Genomic DNA, 16,870 nt, shown 5'->3' with positions numbered 1-16,870 from the left:
CGATGCTACTTGCCCGTGTACGTCGCCTTCCCCGGGCCGACCTCGAGGAAGCTCTTCACCGCACCCCGCAGATCCTCGGTCTCGAACAGTGCTCCGGAGACCTCCGAGGTGATTTCGTCCGCATGGGCCACGCCGCCCGAACGCCACGCTGCCACAATCTGTTTCGTTGCCGCATGCGCGACGGTGGGGCCGTCGGCCAGTCGATGTGTCAGCGCCAGCGCAGCGGCATCGACGTCGTCGTGGATCTGATTGACCACGCCCCACTCCTTCAGCGTCTGCGCGTCGTACAGATCACCGGTCATGACGAGCTCGCGAGCTCGACCCGAACCGGCCCGCTCGGCGAGGCGCTGCGGTCCGCCCATCGACGGTGTCAGACCGACGACGGTCTCGACCAGACCGAACTTGGCCTTGGGACCGGCGAGAATGATGTCGCACGCCAGCGAGATCTCGAACGCCGCCGTGAGCGTCAAACCGTGCGCGGCGTAAATCACCGGGCAGGGCAACGCCTCGAGCGGATGGGCGATCTGTGCGAACAATCCACGCCACAGATCGGCACCCTGCGCAGCGGACAGACCATCGAAGACGTGCACGTCGACGCCCGCAGAGTTCACCTTGCCCTCGGCGCGCAACAACACCGCCCGCGGAGGTCGCGCGACGAGATCGGCAACGTTCGCGGCAACCGCGTCGAACATGGCCTGATCGAACAGGTTGAGCGGACCGTGGTCGAAGGTGAGGACGGCGAGCTCGGCGCCTGCCGCGGTGGTCGATCGAACGAGCGAAGTGGGTGCGTCAGCCATGGTTCGCATAGTGCCACACCGGTCCGGGACGGTTGTTACCAACGAGTATTGTTCGCTGATAACTCACCGTTACCGAGAGGAACAGATAGATGAAGCGCAGCTTGTTCGAGGCCGATCACGAGGACTTCCGCGCGTCGGTACGCGAATTCGTCACCCGGACCATCACACCGGTCGAGGAAAAGCTCGTCGAGCAGCGATACATCGACCGCGAGATCTGGCTCGAAGCCGGACGCAACGGCTTCCTGGGACTGGAAGTACCGGAAGAATACGGCGGCAGCGGAGCCGAGGACTACCGATTCAACGCCGTCCTCGCCGAGGAACTCGCCCGCTCGAGCGCCGCGGTGGCGTCGTGCTTCGGTATCCACGTGGACATCGTCGCGCCCTACTTGGTCAAGCTCACCACCGAAGAGCAGAAGAAGCGCTGGCTGCCCGGCTTCTGCAGCGGCGAGATTCTCACGGCGATCGCGATGACCGAACCGTCCGGTGGCTCCGACCTGGCCGCGTTGAAGACCACTGCCGTCAAGGACGGAGACGACTTCATCATCAACGGTTCGAAGACGTTCATCACCAACGGCAACTCCGCAGACCTGGTCATCGTCGCCACCCGCACGACGCCGGAGAAGAAGGCCAAGGGCATCACGCTGTTCGCCGTCGAGAACGGCACCGAAGGCTTTTCCCGCGGCCGCAAGCTCGACAAGGTCGGTCAGCCCGAATCCGACACGGCCGAGCTGTTCTTCGAGAACGTGCGCGTCCCGAGCTCGAACATGATCGGCGAGTTCGACGGCGGCTTCATCCACATGATGCAGCTACTCCCCCAGGAACGGATCAGCTGCTCGGTGGCCAACCTCGGACACGTCCGTCCCATTCTCGAGGAGACGCTGCAGTACGCCAAGGATCGCAAGGCATTCGGCCAGCAGATCGGTTCACTGCAGTGGAACAAGTTTCTGCTCGCCGAGCTCGTCACCAAACTCGATGTGGCACAGGCGTACATCGACAACTGCATCGCCGCACACGGGATCGGTGAACTGACCGCCATCGACGCCGCCAAGGCGAAGTGGTGGAGCTCGCAGGTGCAGAACGAAATCCTCGACCACTGCGTCCAGCTACACGGCGGCTACGGATTCATGAACGAATACCGCGCCGCCCGGGCATGGAAAGACGCTCGCGTGACGAAAATCTGGGCCGGATCGAACGAGATCATGAAGGAACTGATCGGACGCGATCTGGGGCTGTAGGTGAGTGCCTGCGGCAGTGGTGTGAACAAGTGTTATGGAAGGCACCCAACCGCACCACTGCCGCAGGCACTTCGAAACAGACGAAGACCGGATACTCGGAATTTCTTCCGTGTATCCGGCCTTGTCACCGAGTTTCTGGTGGAATTTACTTCGAGAAGGTCACTCCACCAGGAGAAGTCGGGTTACGAAGCTTGAATCAGATGGCGCGGACGCCGGTAGCCTGGGGGCCCTTCTGACCCTGGCCCACCTCGAACTCCACGCGCTGGCCCTCGTCGAGCGACTTGAAGCCGCTACCCTGAATCTCCGAGTAATGAACGAAAACGTCCGGTCCGCCACCATCCTGCTCGATGAAGCCGAAGCCCTTTTCGCCGTTGAACCACTTCACACTGCCCTGCGTCATTCTGTAAACCTTCTGTAAGCGAGCTAGATCTTCACGTCGAAGCTCTAATCTCAAAAGTGAGTCTGCCATCTATCGGCGCTGAGCGAAACACCGGGGGCGAAAAAGTTCGAAAGATTGCTTTTGGACGGTGAAACCGGAACGTTGCTCAGCGCCCCGGTGGCTAGGGTTTCAGACGTGGATCTCCCCTCTCACGATGCCCGCCCTTTCGATCCCCATCGACTCGACATCGTCCGTCTGGCCTGGTGTCGCCGCCTGCAGATGGACGATCGAGCCCTCGACACCGACGCCGACCGCGTCGAACATGTCGGTGCCACCGACGACGTCACCGTGCTGCGACTGGCCGAAACCACCGTGATCGTCGGACCGTCCTGGGCCGTCGATGCCTCTCGCGCGATCAGCGGCCCGGCGAGCGCGGACCGAACCTGGATCTCGGCACTGCTCGGCGACCGTTCGGCGCACTACGAGATCGGCACCCACACGCTGGCGTACGGCTCGGACATCGGCCACACCATCGACGTACACGACCCGCTGATCTCCCACGATGCGCAGCACGCACGCAACCTCGCCGCGCACTGCAGCGACGCCGACGTCGCCGAGGCATTCGGCGAGCCGGTCTCTCGGAACTGGTTCACGCTGCTCGGCGACGACCGACCTGCCGACTCGGCCCATTCGCAAGCGTCGGCCGGCTACTCGGAGGAGCAGCTGATTCTGGCCGACATGCGCGTGTTGACCGACCCGGACCATCGCCGACGGGGCCACGCCCAGGTGGTCGGCAGGCTGGCCACCAACGACGCCATCGACGACGGCCTGATTCCGCAGTGGCGATCGCGACCCGAGAACGCCGTTGCTCGACGCCTCGCCGCGCGGCTGGGATATGTGGAAATCGGCGCGTGCCACACCGCAGTGCTCCGACCGTGACCCGGTTGAGCCGGCTCCGAACTGGGTAGCGTCGAGATGAGACCGATCGATCTGAGGAGTTCGAGAGCATGGCCGACGATGCCGCATATGTGGAACCGGGCAAGGAATTCAAGCGCGACACCAACTACATCCCGACGCGGATCACCGCCGACGGCCGGGACGGGTATCCGGTAGAGCCGGGACGGTACCGACTGATCGCCGCGCGCGCCTGCCCGTGGGCCCATCGATCCATCATCGTCCGACGGCTACTCGGCCTCGAAGATGTTCTCTCGCTCGGCATTCCGGGTCCGACCCATGATCCTCGGAGTTGGAACTTCCAGGAGGAGCCCGGCGGCGTCGACTCTGTTCTGCAGATCCCTCGACTTCAGGACGCGTTCTTCGCCCGCTTCCCCGATTACGAGCGCGGCATCACCGTCCCCGCGATCGTCGACGTTCCCTCCGGTGAGGTCGTCACCAACGACTACCCGCAGATCACCCTCGATTTCTCGACCGAGTGGACGCAGTATCACCGCGACGGAGCCCCCGATCTGTACCCGGAGGCCCTGCGCAGCGAGATCGACGAAGTGGCCCAGCTGGTGTTCGAGGACGTCAACAACGGCGTCTACCGCTGCGGATTCGCTGGATCGCAGGAGGCATACGACAAGGCCTACGACCTACTGTTCGCCCGCCTCGACTGGCTCGTCGAACGCCTGTCCACGCAGCGATACCTGGTCGGCGACCACATCACCGAGGCCGACGTGCGCCTGTTCACCACACTGGTGCGCTTCGATCCCGTCTATCACGGCCACTTCAAGTGCAACCGCAGCAAGCTCAGCGAGATCCCGGTGCTGTGGAACTACGCACGCGACCTGTTCCAGACCCCCGGATTCGGCGACACCGTCGACTTCGACCACATCAAGCGGCACTACTACGCGGTGCACACCGACATCAATCCGTCGGGCATCGTGCCGAACGGACCGGACCTGACCGGGTGGCTCGAACCCCACGGCCGCGAAGCCCTGGGCGGATCACCCTTCGGCGACGGCACCGCTCCCTCGCCGCCGAAGCCCGACGAACTCGTTCCGCCCGATCACTGGGTGCGTTGAACCCCAGGTTCGACCGGCAACCACACACGCGACCGAAAGAGACATCGATGGCAGGCAAGAAGGACGACGCACAGGTCGAGGTCTCGATCGGAGGCAAGCTCGAACGCGCGCTCGTCAACATCCTCGACAACGCCAGCCGCCTCCAGGGACCCGCCGTCGACAAATACGTCGCGCACGTGCGTCGAGCACACCCGTACGACACCCCGGCGCAGATCATCGAACGGCTCGAGAAGCGATTTCTGCTCGCCGTCACCGGCAGCGGCTCCGCGGTGGGCGGTGCGGCGGCGATCCCCGGCGTCGGAACCGTCGCCTCGATCGCGGCGGTGGGCGCCGAAACCGCGTTCTTCATCGAGTCCTCGGCATTGCTGACGCTGTCGGTCGCGGCCGTCCACGGCATTCCCGTAGAGAATCACCAACAGCGACGCGCCCTGGTGCTCTCGGTCGCGCTGGGCGAATCGGGCATGCAGATCGTGCAGCGAACCGTCGGAAAGACTGCCAAGAACTGGGGACCGCTGATCACGTCCCGAATTCCCGGTGGATCGATGACCAGCATGAACAAGTCCTTGGTGAAGAAGTTCATCACCAAGTACCTCGCCAAACGCAGTGCGTTGTTGGTCGGCAAGTTGCTTCCCGCCGGAATCGGCGCGGCGATCGGCGGGGCGGGAAACCGCGCCGTCGGCAAGGGCGTCATCAAGAACGCCCGCGACGCCTTCGGTCCTCCGCCTGCCCGGTTCCCGGAGAACCGCATCATCGAGCCGGACGAATGAGGGCTTGCGGAATCTTCCCGAGCCCGAGGCGTTGACTCCGAACATGACTTCCACACCTGAACTCGGCAAGTACGGCGTCTGGCGACTGCATTCGGCGTTCACCCCGGAACTGTCGCGGGCGATCGAGTCCTTCGGCTACGGCACGATCTGGCTCGGCGGCTCACCGCCTGCGGATCTGACCACCACCGAAGAGATCCTCGACGCCACCGAGACGGTCGTCGTCGCCACCGGCATCGTCAACATCTGGTCGGACGCAGCGGCCGACGTCGCCGCGTCGTATCACCGGTTGGAGAGCAAGCACCCGGGCCGTTTCGTGCTCGGGATCGGTGCAGGCCACCCGGAGGCGACGCAGGAATACACCAAGCCGTACGACGCCTTGGTGGCCTACCTCGACGCTCTCGACGAGGCCGGAGTTCCGGTGGAACGACGCGTCCTGGCAGCCCTCGGACCGAGGGTGCTCGCGCTGGCAGCCGACCGCACCGCGGGTGCGCATCCGTACCTGACCACCCCCGAGCACACCCGGGATGCGCGAGAAGCATTGGGCCCGAACAAGATTCTGGCACCCGAGCACAAGGTGGTCCTCGAGTCGGATCCGGAGAAGGCGCGCTCGATCGGCCGACCACCGGTCAACAACCCGTACCTGCACCTGCGGAACTACACCAACAACCTGAACCGACTCGGCTACTCCGACGAGGAGATCGGCGACGGCGGCAGCGACCGACTGATCGACGCGTTGGTGGCGCACGGCACCGCCGACGCGATCGCAGCACGGTTGAACGAGCACCTCGACGCGGGTGCGTCGCACGTGACACTGCACTCGCTACCCGACCTGGCCGATCCGGTCGAGACGTACAGAGAGGTCGCCGCCGCGCTGCATCGCTGACCGAAGACGGCGCTCTCGAGGGCGATGTCGGGCGCACCCCGTAGCCTCGGGTACCGGTTGCCGCGAGCAGCCGGTACACGAGGTGTTTCACGGTGAGGGGGAGTGCGCACGGATGACCAGCTACTCGGGAGCAGCGCTCGAAGCGCACGCACTGACCAAGCAATTCGGCACTGTTCGCGCGGTCTCGGATCTGAGCTTCGTCGTCCCGCGCGGCACCGTCACCGGATTCCTCGGCCCCAACGGATCGGGTAAATCGACGACACTGCGCATGCTCCTCGGGCTCGTTGCACCCACCTCCGGCGTGGGCCTCGTCAACGGCGTTCCGTTCCGCACGGCAACCCACCCGGCTCGCACGGTGGGAGCCGTCCTCGACTCGCTGAGCCTGCACCCCAAGCGCAGCGCTGCACATCACCTGAAGATCTACACCGCCGCGATCGGCGTACCCGACAGTCGCGCACACGACGTGCTGCACCTGGTGGGCCTCGGCGACGCCGCCGACCGCGCCGCGGGCGGATACTCCCTCGGCATGCGTCAACGCCTCACGTTGGCAACCGCGCTGCTGGGGGATCCGGAAATCCTCGTGCTCGACGAACCCGCGAACGGTCTCGACCCCGAGGGCATCGCCTGGCTGCGCGACTTCCTGAAGGCATTCGCCGCGTCGGGACGCACCGTGCTGGTGTCGAGTCACATCCTGCGCGAGATCGAGCAGACCGTCGACAATCTGGTGATCGTCAGCGCCGGTGCACTCGTTTACCAGGGATCCATCGCGCAACTGCGATCGACGCGTCCGAGCCGTGTACTCGTGGCCGCATCGGATCCGGCGAAACTGGCGCTCGCGTTGGCGTCGAACGGCTTCAACGATTCTCAACTGCTGTCCGACGGACGCATCGGCGTTGCCGGGACCGACGCGGCCACGATCGCCCGCATCGCAGCCGACGCCCAGGTGACGATCTTCGGGACCACGAGTGAACACGTCGACCTGGAGCAGGTGTTCCTGTCCATGACCGCGGGCCAGTACAACGCCGCACCCGTCCAACAGAACCCGTACGGCGGGCCGCCGCAGAGTTACGGCCCGCCGCCGCAGAGTTACGGCCCGCCGCCGCAGAGTTACGCTCCGCCGCAGAACTGGAACGGGGGCCCGCGATGAACGCGTTGCTGACGTCGGAGATCCGCAAGGTCACGACACTGAAGTTCTGGTGGGCACTGGCGATCGCGCCGATCGTCGTCGGAGTCTTCGCATCCGTCATCACGTCGGTGATCGCGAACCAGCTGGGCGAGTTCGAGGAGGACCTGGACATCTCCGGCGGGGTCGCCTCCATCGGTCTCTACGTCGCCGCCGGTGCCGCGATTCTGTTCGCCGGCATCTTCGGTGCCGTCAACACCGGAACCGAGTTCCGCCACCAGACCATCACCACCAGCTTCCTCACCGCTCGCGGCCGAGACGGAGTGATCGCCGCCAAGCTGATCGTCACTGCGTTGTTCGGCCTCGGATACGGCATGGTGGTGCTGCTGGCCAGCCTGATCTGCCTGCTGATCTTCAACGAGCGGACCGTGCTGCTCGACGGCGCGTTCATCGGCGTGGTGGCATCGTGCCTCCTCGCCGTGGTGCTGTGGTCGATCATCGGTGCCGGCCTCGGTCTGCTGCTCAAATCTCCGACGTGGGCCGCCGTCGTGCTCGTCGCCTGGCTCCCGTTCGGCGAGGGTCTGCTCTCGCTGATCCTGTTCGGACTCGGGCTCGGATCGGTCGCCGTGGCGCTTCCGTCGAACCTGACCCTGCCGACCATGGCGGCGACGCAACTCGACGACGCGGGCGACCTGGCGTCGTGGCCGTGGGCACCGCTCGGCCTCGCGCTGTGGGCGGCGATTCTCACCGGCGTCGGTTGGTTCCTGGCCCGCACTCGCGACATCGACTGAGGTCGGTACCGGGAGTGGAGCCTGCGGAACGACCCAGACAACCGGTCCCCACATTCGCAGGCCGACGCTGTCGGTGCCCGGGTCTACCGTGGTGAATCGATGGCACACAGTAATGCGGTGAAAGACCGTGCAGCGGCACCCCGACGCGGCTCGTCGACACTCGACAGCGCAGAACCCGCGCCGATAACCCGGCGTGGATGGATCAGACGTCTGATCGCGCAGTGCATGCTGCATCGCCGTACCGCACTGGGAGCCCTGGGCGTGACGATGATCGCGGCCGTGATCGACATTTCGTTCCCGCTGCTGACCCGAGTGGCGATCGACGACGCGACCGCAGGAAACGGCGAGAAGATCGCCACCGTCGCCGCCGCCATCGCACTGTTGGGTCTGGTCCGGTTCGCATGCCAATTCGGTCGACGCATGCTCGCCGGCCGGCTCTCGATCGACGTTCAGCACGATCTGCGCCTGGACCTGCTCGCGTCGCTGCAGCGGCTCGACGGTCGAAAGCAGGACGAGATCCGCACCGGCCAGGTCGTGTCGAGATCGATCACCGACCTGCAACTCGTGCAGGGTCTGCTGGCCATGGTGCCGCTGTCCGCGGGAGCCGTCCTGCAGTTCGTACTGGCGCTGGCAGTGATGGCGTATCTGTCGCCGCTGCTCACCGTTGTCGCGATACTCATCGTTCCTGCGGTCAGCATCGTGGTCTACCGAATGCGGCCCACTCTCTTCGCGGCCACCTGGTCGGCGCAACAACGCGCCGCCGATCTGGCTCAGCACGTCGAGGAAACCGTCACCGGCGTTCGAGTCGTCAAGGGCTTCGGCCAGGAAGCCCGCGCGGTGGATCGCATCGAGACGCTCGGTCGCACGCTCTTCGCCGAGCGCATGCGATCGGCGAAGAGCAACTCGCGGTTCGCACCGTCGCTGGCCACCATTCCGCAACTCGGACTCGTCGGAGTCATCGCCCTGGGCGGCTATCTGGCCCTGCAGGGCCACATCACGATCGGCACGTTCCTGGCCTTCGCCACCTACGTCGCAACGCTGTCCGCCGTGACCCGCACCGTCTCGTCGGTGGTCATCATGGCTCAGCTCTCCCGCGCGGCCGTCGAGCGCGTCTACGAGGTGGTCGATACCCAGCCGTCCGACCCGGAACCGGCCGCCCCCGTAACATTGCCCGACGGCCCGCTCGGAGTCCGCATCTCCGAGGTGACCTTCGGGTTCGAGCCCGAACGCGATGTGCTGACCGGCCTGAATCTGACCATCTCGCCGGGTGAGACGGTGGCCGTCGTCGGCCACGCGGGCTCGGGAAAGACCGCTCTCGCCCTGCTGCTCCCCCGTTTCTATCGCCCCTCCGAGGGACAGATTGCGCTGACATCCGACGGAACGTCGTTCGATATCGACGACCTCGACTCGACGTCGCTCCGCGAGGCGGTCTCGCTGGTGTTCGACGAGCCGTTCCTCTTCTCGGACACCATCGCCGCCAACATCGCCCTCGGCAGGCCCGACGCCACAGCGGAGGAGATCGAGCATGCGGCGCGGCTGGCACAGGCATCGACCTTCATCGACGCGCTGCCCGAGGGGTACGACAGCCTCGTCGGCGAACGCGGACTCACCCTGTCCGGCGGCCAGCGCCAACGCATCGCACTGGCCCGTGCTCTTCTCGTCGAGCCTCGAATTCTGATCCTCGACGACGCCACCTCGGCAGTGGACGCCGAGACCGAGGCCGCCATCTTCGACGCGTTGCGTGGCGTCCGGACGCGCGCGACCCTCGTTCTCGCTCATCGCCGCTCGACCCTGACCCTGGCCGACCGCGTCGCCGTGCTCGACAACGGCCGCATCATCGACACCGGAACCGTCGACGAACTCGATCGGCGTTGTCCGTTGTTCCGGGCCCTCCTGGCCGGTGGAGACGGCGAGGAGAACGACGATCCCGGTGCGGAGCCGACCGTCGACCCCTCCGCCGACACGCTCTGGCCGGACACGGATCCGGAGTCGACGGTCGAGCCCGGCGCAGTCTCGACACCCGCGCCCGGAGGCGGCGGTGGTCACGGAACTGCGATGGCCGGGGCTTTCGGATCGCTCGCACCCACACCCGCCATATCCCGGGCAGTCGCGGCCCTGCCGCCTGCGACCGAGGATCCGGGCACATCCGGATCGCAGCTGCGTCGACCCGACCCGGAGTTCCGGCTGTCGAGACTGCTGAGCCCCGTGCGCTCGTTGCTCGCCGTCGTGGTGGTGCTTCTCGCGCTGGACTCACTGGCCTCGATCGCCTTCCCCTCGCTCGTTCGCTACGCGGTGGACAACGGAGTGGCGAGTGGAGACTCGAACACCCTGTGGATCGCCACCTCGATCGGCGTCGTGTTGGCAGCGGCGAGTTGGTTCGTCGTCTGCTGGACGACGGTGATCACCGCGCGGGCGGGTGAGCGAGTGCTCTTCGGACTCCGTGTCCGCAGCTACGCACACATTCAGCGGCTCGGCCTCGACTACTACGAACGTGAGCTGTCGGGCCGCATCATGACCCGCATGACCACCGACGTCGACGCACTGTCGTCGTTCATTCAGACCGGGGCATCTACGGCCGTGGTGAGTGTGTTGACCGTCGTCGGTATTGCCGCCGCTCTGCTCGTCACCGACCCCACTCTCGGGCTGGTGGCGCTGGCTGTCGTGCCACCGCTCGCCGTGGCCACCGTGATCTTCCGGCGCATCTCCTCGGCGGCGTACTCGACGTCCCGCGAGCGAATCTCCATCGTCAACGCCGATTTCCAGGAGAACGTCACCGGCCTGCGCGCGGCACAGGCCTACCGGCGCGAGGAGTACGCCGCATCCCGATTCGCCGAACGCTCCGACCGCTACCGCGCGAGTCGAATGCGATCGCAGACCGCGATCTCGGTGTTCTTCCCCCTCATCACGTTGCTCTCCGACATCGCCCTCGCCGTCGTCGTGTTCGTCGGCGCGCATCAGATCGCCACCGGCACCACCACAGCGGGCACCCTCTTGGCGTTCGTGCTCTACCTCGGACTGCTCTTCGGACCCATCCAGCAGCTCTCGCAGGTGTTCGACGGTTACCAGCAGGCACGCGTCGGAGTCGGCCGCATCGGGGATCTCCTGCGCACCACGAGTTCGATCGAAACCTCCGCCGACGCGAACACCACCGCACTTCCCGGCGGACGCCTGCGCGCCGATATAGAACTCGTCGATGTCGGTTTCCGGTATGCCGGGGCCCACTCCGACGCCCTGAGTGAGGTAAATCTCACCATCCCCGCCGGCACCACCGTCGCCTTGGTCGGACGCACCGGCGCGGGCAAATCCACAGTGGTGAAACTGCTGGCCCGCTTCTACGATCCGACCTCCGGATCGGTGCGGGTCGGCGGCCACGATCTACGCGACTATCGCCTCTCGGACTACCGCCACCGACTCGGCGTCGTACCGCAGGAAGCGCACCTGTTCACCGGAACCGTGGCGTCGAACATCGCCTACGGCAGACCCGATGCCAGCCGCACCGACATCGAGAACGCGGCACGCTCGGTGGGTGCTCTGAGCACCATCGCCGCACTTCGCGGCGGTATGCACCAACCCGTCGGCGAGCGCGGCCAAGGACTGTCCGCAGGTCAACGACAGCTGATCGCACTGGCCAGGGCCGAGCTGGTCGACCCCGACCTGCTGCTCCTCGACGAGGCCACCGCCACGCTCGATCCCGCGACCGAACGCACCGTGCTAGCCGCCGGCAGTGCCGTCGCGCGTACTCGCACCGCAGTGGTCGTCGCGCACCGCTTGGCCACCGCCGCGCGGGCAGATCTGATCGTGGTGGTCGACGGCGGCCGTATCGTGGAAGTAGGTCGACATTCGGAGCTCCGCACGCAGGGCGGCTTCTACGCGCAGCTGTGGACTGCAGCCGAAACGAACCGAGGGAATAATTCGATAATCGAAGGTGTCATCGACAACGAGGCCGATGGTTACCGGTGAGTACATATCACAGCTACGTCCCGGACGCACGTGAGCTGGACCAACGGTCTAGCCTGGACACGTACGCGCGCTGAACGGGAACGAAGACAGAAACGAGGCGAACTACTGCCGTGAGCAGCAGCTCTACTACCCAATTCGGACAAAACCAATGGCTGGTCGACGAGATGTACCAGCGATTCAAGCAGGACCCTTCATCCGTCGACGCGAGCTGGCACGAGTTTCTGACCGGTTACGACCCCGAGGCAGCAACCGACGAGACCGCCGGATCCAACGGTGCTGCCGGTAACGGCGCAGCCTCGAACGGTAGCTCGACCAAGTCCGCGCCTCCCGCAGCACCAGCGCCACCAGCCAAGCCGGCCGCCTCTGCTCCCGACAAGACCGACGCGCCGAAGGCCGCAGCACCCAAGGCCGCTCCGAAAGCCGCCGCTCCCAAGGCCGAGGCCGCGAAGCCTGCCGCTGCTGCCAAGCCTGCCGAGAAGAAGGCAGCGCCGGCCAAGTCCGCTCCCGCGAAGCCCGCCGCAGCCGAGTTCGGTGAAGAGTCGAGCAAGATTCTGCGCGGCGCTGCTGCCGCGGTGGCGAAGAACATGTCCGCCTCGTTGCAGATTCCCACCGCGACCAGCGTGCGTGCGATTCCGGCCAAGCTCATGGTCGACAACCGCCTCGTCATCAACAACCATCTCGCTCGTACCCGCGGCGGCAAGATCTCGTTCACACACCTGCTCGGCTACGCCATCGTGCAGGCCGTCAAGGCGTTCCCGAACATGAACCGCCACTTCGCCGAGGTCGACGGCAAGCCGAACGCCGTCACTCCGGCCGCGATCAACCTCGGTCTCGCCATCGACCTGCCCGGCAAGGACGGCAACCGTTCCCTCGTCGTCGCTGCCATCAAGAACACGCAGGACTTCACGTTCACGCAGTTCTACAACGCGTACGAGGACATCGTGCGTCGCGCTCGCGACGGCAAGCTCACCGGTGAGGACTTCCAGGGCGTCACCATCTCGCTGACCAACCCCGGTGGAATCGGAACCGTGCACTCGGTGCCGCGTCTGATGAACGGCCAGGGAGCCATCATCGGTGCCGGTGCCATGGAGTACCCGGCAGAGTTCCAGGGAGCCAGCGATGAGCGTCTCGCCGAGTTCGGCGTCGGCAAGCTCATGACGCTGACCTCGACGTACGACCACCGCATCATTCAGGGTGCGGAGTCGGGTGACTTCCTCAAGACGATCCACAACCTGCTGATCAGCGACGAGTTCTACGACGAGCTGTTCCACTCGCTGAAGATCCCCTACGAGCCCATTCGCTGGCGCAAGGATCTGCCCGAGGGCACGGTCGACAAGAACACCCGCGTGCTCGAGCTCATCGCGGCGTACCGCAACCGCGGTCACCTGATGGCCGACACCGATCCGCTGCAGTTCACCAAGGACAAGTTCCGGATGCATCCGGACCTCGACGTGATCAGCCACGACCTCACGCTGTGGGATCTCGACCGCGAATTCAAGGTCGGTGGATTCCACGGCAAGGACAAGATGAAGCTGCGGGACGTGCTCAGCGTTCTGCGCGACTCGTACTGCCGCCACGTGGGCGTCGAGTACACCCACATCCTCGAGACCGAGCAGGTCACCTGGCTGCAGGAACGCGTCGAGGCCAAGCACGTCAAACCGACTGTGGCGCAACAGAAGTACATTCTGAGCAAGCTCAACGCAGCCGAGGCGTTCGAGACGTTCCTGCAGACCAAGTATGTCGGGCAGAAGCGCTTCTCGCTCGAAGGTGCAGAGTCGGTCATCCCGATGATGGACTCCGTCATCGACCAGAGCGCCGAGTACGCCCTCGACGAGGTCGTCATCGGTATGCCGCACCGCGGTCGCCTCAACGTGCTCGCCAACATCGTCGGCAAGCCCTACTCGAAGATCTTCACCGAGTTCGAGGGCAACATGAACCCGGCCGCCGCACACGGCTCCGGCGACGTGAAGTACCACCTCGGTGCCGAGGGCACGTACATCCAGATGTTCGGTGACAACGACATCAAGGTCTCGCTCACCGCGAACCCGTCGCACCTCGAAGCCGTCGACCCGGTTCTCGAAGGCCTCGTCCGCGCCAAGCAGGACCTACTGGACAAGGGCACCGGCCAGGGCGGTTACTCCGTTCTGCCGCTGATGCTGCACGGAGACGCGGCATTCGCAGGCCAGGGCGTCGTCGCCGAGACGCTGAACCTGTCCGATCTGCGGGGCTACCGCACCGGCGGCACCGTGCACATCGTCGTCAACAACCAGGTCGGCTTCACCACGTCACCGGAGTTCTCGCGTTCGTCCGAGTACTGCACCGATGTGGCGAAGATGATCGCCGCGCCGATCTTCCACGTCAACGGCGACGACCCCGAGGCCTGCGCCTGGGTGGCTCAGCTGGCGGTGGACTTCCGTCAGAAGTTCCACAAGGACGTCGTCATCGACATGATCTGCTACCGCCGTCGCGGCCACAACGAGGGCGACGACCCCTCGATGACGCAGCCGGCGATGTACGACGTGATCGACACCAAGCGCAGCGTCCGCAAGAGCTACACCGAATCGCTCATCGGCCGTGGAGACATCTCGCTCAAGGAAGCCGAGGATGCACTTCGCGACTACCAGGGCCAGCTCGAACGCGTCTTCAACGAGGTACGCGAACTCGAGAAGTACACCCCGGAGCCCAGCGAATCGGTCGAACTCGACCAGCAGTTGCCTGCCAAGCTCACCACGGCCGTCGACAAGGCAGTGCTGCACCGCATCGGCGATGCGCACCTCGACGTTCCCGACGGATTCAACGTCCACCCGCGCGTCAAGCCGGTGCTCGAGAAGCGTCGCGAGATGGCGCACGAGGGCAAGGTCGACTGGGCCTTCGGCGAGCTGTTGGCGCTCGGATCGTTGGTGGACGAGGGACGCAACATCCGCTTCTCCGGCCAGGACACCCGACGCGGCACGTTCACCCAGCGTCACTCGGTGATCATCGACCGCAAGACCGGTGCCGAGTACACCCCGCTGCAGAACATCGGCAGTGACAACCCCGGCAAGTTCATGGTCTACGACTCCGCCCTCAGCGAGTTCGCCGCAGTCGGCTTCGAGTACGGCTACTCCGTGGGCAACCCGGACGCACTGGTGATGTGGGAAGCGCAGTTCGGCGACTTCGTCAACGGCGCGCAATCCATCATCGACGAGTTCATCTCGTCCGGTGAAGCCAAGTGGGGTCAGCTCTCCGACGTCGTGCTGCTGCTGCCGCACGGCCACGAGGGCCAGGGTCCCGACCACACGTCCGGACGCATCGAACGCTTCCTGACGCTGTGCGCCGAGGGCTCGATGACCGTCGCACTCCCCTCGACCCCCGCGAACTACTTCCACCTGCTGCGCAGGCACGCGCGTGACGGCATCCGTCGCCCGCTGATCGTCTTCACCCCGAAGTCGATGCTGCGCAACAAGGCAGCAGTGAGCAACATCGAGGACTTCACCGACGGCAAGTTCCACTCGGTGTTCGACGAGCCCACCTACGACACCGGCACCGGTGACCGCAGCGCGGTCAAGCGAGTTCTGATGGTCAGCGGCAAGCTCTACTACGAGCTGCTCGCACGCAAGCAGAAGGACAACCGCGACGACGTCGCCATCGTCCGCATCGAGCAGCTCTACCCCGTGCCGGTCCGCCGCATCCGGGAAGCACTCGAAAGCTACCCGAATGCAACGGAATTCCGTTGGGTTCAGGAAGAGCCTGCGAACCAGGGTGCCTGGCCGTTCTTCGGTCTCGCGTTGCCCGAGCTCGTCCCCGAGAAGCTGGTCGGCATCAAGCGCATCTCGCGTCGCGCAATGTCCGCCCCGTCGTCAGGATCGAGCAAGGTGCACGCCGTCGAGCAACTCGAAATCATCGACGAGGCCTTCAACGCAGTCGGCGAAGGCTAGAAAATTCGACAACGACAGCGGCCCACTTCCTCGGAAGTGGGCCGCTGTTGTCGTTTCGGGGCTCCCCGCTCCGCGTCAATGGACCATCACATACGTCTGAGCAGTGCAACGGTCCATCCACGCAGAGTCAGTGGCTGAGTGAATGGACCGCTGCATACGTCTGGGAAGTGCAAGGGTCCATTGACGCGTGCGGGGCGGGGCGACGCGTGCGGGGCGACGGGCGGGGGGCCACCGACTGGATCAATGCGAGATTCAGTCGGTCAGACTGCAACGAAGGGACATTGATCCCAACCGGGGCGGGCGTCGGTCAGGCTGAGGCGTCGGCGTCGGTTCCCAGGAGTGCGGTGATCATTCCTGGTGCCAGTGCGACCGCGGGCAAAGCGTTGACGTTCAGGTCGATCAGTTCGTCGCGGCTCAGTTCGGGAGCGGTGAGCCAGTTGATGGTCGTTTCCTCGACGAAGGCGATCCAGCCGCGGACGGCCAGCACGATGGTGGGGGTGACCTCGATGTCGAGTCCCCCGAGTTGCGCGACGGTTCGCTCGGCCATGGCGGAGCGGGTGTCCTCGAACACCGCGCGCATCTGCGGATCACCGCTGGGAGTGCCGCGCAGGAGCGAGACGTACATCTGCCGCTTGTCGGTGACGTAATCGACGTAGTTCGCGATGGAATCGCGCAGAATCTCGTACGGTGGCAACGACGAATCGGGTGCGGTGCGCTCGAGCATGACGCGCGAGGATTCACGCACGATTTCGAGGTGGAACTCCTGCTTGGAGGCGAAGTAGTGGAACAGAAGACCTCGGGAGACGCCTGCTTGGTCTGCGATGTCCTCGACGGAGATCTGTTCGAGGGGGCGGTCGGCGAGCATTTCGGTGCCGAGCTCGATCAGTTGCGCTCGTCGTTGCTGCGGACTGAGTCTGGTCCTCTTCGTTGTCGATGTGCCGGGGCTGTTCACGAACGCCATGCAACCACCCTACTGAATGTTAGTCAATAACTA

12 protein-coding genes are annotated in these 16,870 nt (G+C 65.2%); 9 read left to right on the top strand and 3 right to left on the bottom strand.

Annotation, left to right across the window (positions count from 1 at the left end; genetic code table 11):
• Nucleotides 1–5 precede the first annotated feature (5 nt).
• Entirely contained in the window at nucleotides 6–797 is a 792-nt protein-coding gene (locus tag CH283_RS03770) for an enoyl-CoA hydratase/isomerase family protein (protein ID WP_068053232.1), read from the bottom strand.
• 89 nt (nucleotides 798–886) lie between these two features.
• Here CH283_RS03770 and CH283_RS03765 point away from each other — a divergent pair, with 89 nt between their 5' ends.
• Nucleotides 887–2,032, top strand: coding sequence for an acyl-CoA dehydrogenase family protein (locus CH283_RS03765; protein WP_032396497.1), 1,146 nt, complete (start codon nucleotides 887–889; stop codon nucleotides 2,030–2,032).
• A 196-nt stretch (nucleotides 2,033–2,228) separates the two neighbouring features.
• Here CH283_RS03765 and CH283_RS03760 read toward each other — a convergent pair whose 3' ends face one another.
• Nucleotides 2,229–2,432: a cold-shock protein gene (locus CH283_RS03760; RefSeq protein ID WP_008714360.1), complete on the bottom strand. Its 204-nt coding sequence runs from the start codon at nucleotides 2,430–2,432 to the stop codon at nucleotides 2,229–2,231.
• A gap of 174 nt (nucleotides 2,433–2,606) precedes the next feature.
• On the opposite strand from CH283_RS03760, the gene CH283_RS03755 reads away from it, so the two are divergent.
• From CH283_RS03755 to CH283_RS03720, 8 genes are all read left to right on the top strand, one after another.
• Nucleotides 2,607–3,350 carry a GNAT family N-acetyltransferase gene (locus CH283_RS03755; protein WP_068053223.1) on the top strand — a complete coding sequence of 248 codons (744 nt, stop codon included), beginning with the start codon at nucleotides 2,607–2,609 and terminating at the stop codon, nucleotides 3,348–3,350.
• A 68-nt stretch (nucleotides 3,351–3,418) separates the two neighbouring features.
• Nucleotides 3,419–4,435 carry a glutathione S-transferase family protein gene (locus CH283_RS03750; RefSeq protein ID WP_176460382.1) on the top strand — a complete coding sequence of 339 codons (1,017 nt, stop codon included), beginning with the start codon at nucleotides 3,419–3,421 and terminating at the stop codon, nucleotides 4,433–4,435.
• A gap of 47 nt (nucleotides 4,436–4,482) precedes the next feature.
• Nucleotides 4,483–5,202, top strand: a complete 720-nt coding sequence (locus tag CH283_RS03745) for a hypothetical protein (protein WP_094641323.1) — start codon at nucleotides 4,483–4,485, stop codon at nucleotides 5,200–5,202.
• A 43-nt stretch (nucleotides 5,203–5,245) separates the two neighbouring features.
• Nucleotides 5,246–6,085: an LLM class F420-dependent oxidoreductase gene (locus CH283_RS03740; RefSeq protein WP_068053203.1), complete on the top strand. Its 840-nt coding sequence runs from the start codon at nucleotides 5,246–5,248 to the stop codon at nucleotides 6,083–6,085.
• Nucleotides 6,086–6,197: 112 nt separating this feature from the next.
• On the top strand, nucleotides 6,198–7,232 hold the full coding sequence (locus CH283_RS03735) for an ABC transporter ATP-binding protein (RefSeq protein ID WP_094641321.1): 1,035 nt from the start codon (nucleotides 6,198–6,200) through the stop codon (nucleotides 7,230–7,232).
• Entirely contained in the window at nucleotides 7,229–7,999 is a 771-nt protein-coding gene (locus tag CH283_RS03730) for an ABC transporter permease (protein ID WP_068053192.1), read from the top strand. The genes CH283_RS03735 and CH283_RS03730 overlap by 4 nt, the downstream gene beginning before the upstream one ends.
• 225 nt (nucleotides 8,000–8,224) lie before the next feature.
• Nucleotides 8,225–11,959, top strand: coding sequence for an ABC transporter ATP-binding protein (locus CH283_RS03725; protein ID WP_255183074.1), 3,735 nt, complete (start codon nucleotides 8,225–8,227; stop codon nucleotides 11,957–11,959).
• Between the two features lie 110 nt (nucleotides 11,960–12,069).
• Nucleotides 12,070–15,876: a multifunctional oxoglutarate decarboxylase/oxoglutarate dehydrogenase thiamine pyrophosphate-binding subunit/dihydrolipoyllysine-residue succinyltransferase subunit gene (locus CH283_RS03720; protein ID WP_094641319.1), complete on the top strand. Its 3,807-nt coding sequence runs from the start codon at nucleotides 12,070–12,072 to the stop codon at nucleotides 15,874–15,876.
• Nucleotides 15,877–16,183: 307 nt separating this feature from the next.
• Here CH283_RS03720 and CH283_RS03715 read toward each other — a convergent pair whose 3' ends face one another.
• Nucleotides 16,184–16,837, bottom strand: coding sequence for a TetR/AcrR family transcriptional regulator (locus CH283_RS03715; RefSeq protein WP_094641317.1), 654 nt, complete (start codon nucleotides 16,835–16,837; stop codon nucleotides 16,184–16,186).
• Nucleotides 16,838–16,870: the final 33 nt, after the last annotated feature.

The organism is Rhodococcus sp. 05-2254-2, assembly GCF_002259095.1.
Classification (GTDB): domain Bacteria; phylum Actinomycetota; class Actinomycetes; order Mycobacteriales; family Mycobacteriaceae; genus Rhodococcoides.
This window is presented reverse-complemented; position numbering and strand designations above follow the sequence as displayed.

Bases quoted from the DNA above. Each gene is read 5' to 3' on its own strand.
- CH283_RS03770 (WP_068053232.1), bottom strand. From the start codon at position 797: ATGGCTGACGCACCCACTTCGCTCGTTCGATCGACCACCGCGGCAGGC.
- CH283_RS03765 (WP_032396497.1), top strand. From the start codon at position 887: ATGAAGCGCAGCTTGTTCGAGGCCGATCACGAGGACTTCCGCGCGTCG.
- CH283_RS03760 (WP_008714360.1), bottom strand. From the start codon at position 2,432: ATGACGCAGGGCAGTGTGAAGTGGTTCAACGGCGAAAAGGGCTTCGGC.
- CH283_RS03750 (WP_176460382.1), top strand. From the start codon at position 3,419: ATGGCCGACGATGCCGCATATGTGGAACCGGGCAAGGAATTCAAGCGC.
- CH283_RS03745 (WP_094641323.1), top strand. From the start codon at position 4,483: ATGGCAGGCAAGAAGGACGACGCACAGGTCGAGGTCTCGATCGGAGGC.
- CH283_RS03740 (WP_068053203.1), top strand. From the start codon at position 5,246: ATGACTTCCACACCTGAACTCGGCAAGTACGGCGTCTGGCGACTGCAT.
- CH283_RS03735 (WP_094641321.1), top strand. From the start codon at position 6,198: ATGACCAGCTACTCGGGAGCAGCGCTCGAAGCGCACGCACTGACCAAG.
- CH283_RS03730 (WP_068053192.1), top strand. From the start codon at position 7,229: ATGAACGCGTTGCTGACGTCGGAGATCCGCAAGGTCACGACACTGAAG.
- CH283_RS03725 (WP_255183074.1), top strand. From the start codon at position 8,225: ATGCTGCATCGCCGTACCGCACTGGGAGCCCTGGGCGTGACGATGATC.
- CH283_RS03715 (WP_094641317.1), bottom strand. From the start codon at position 16,837: ATGGCGTTCGTGAACAGCCCCGGCACATCGACAACGAAGAGGACCAGA.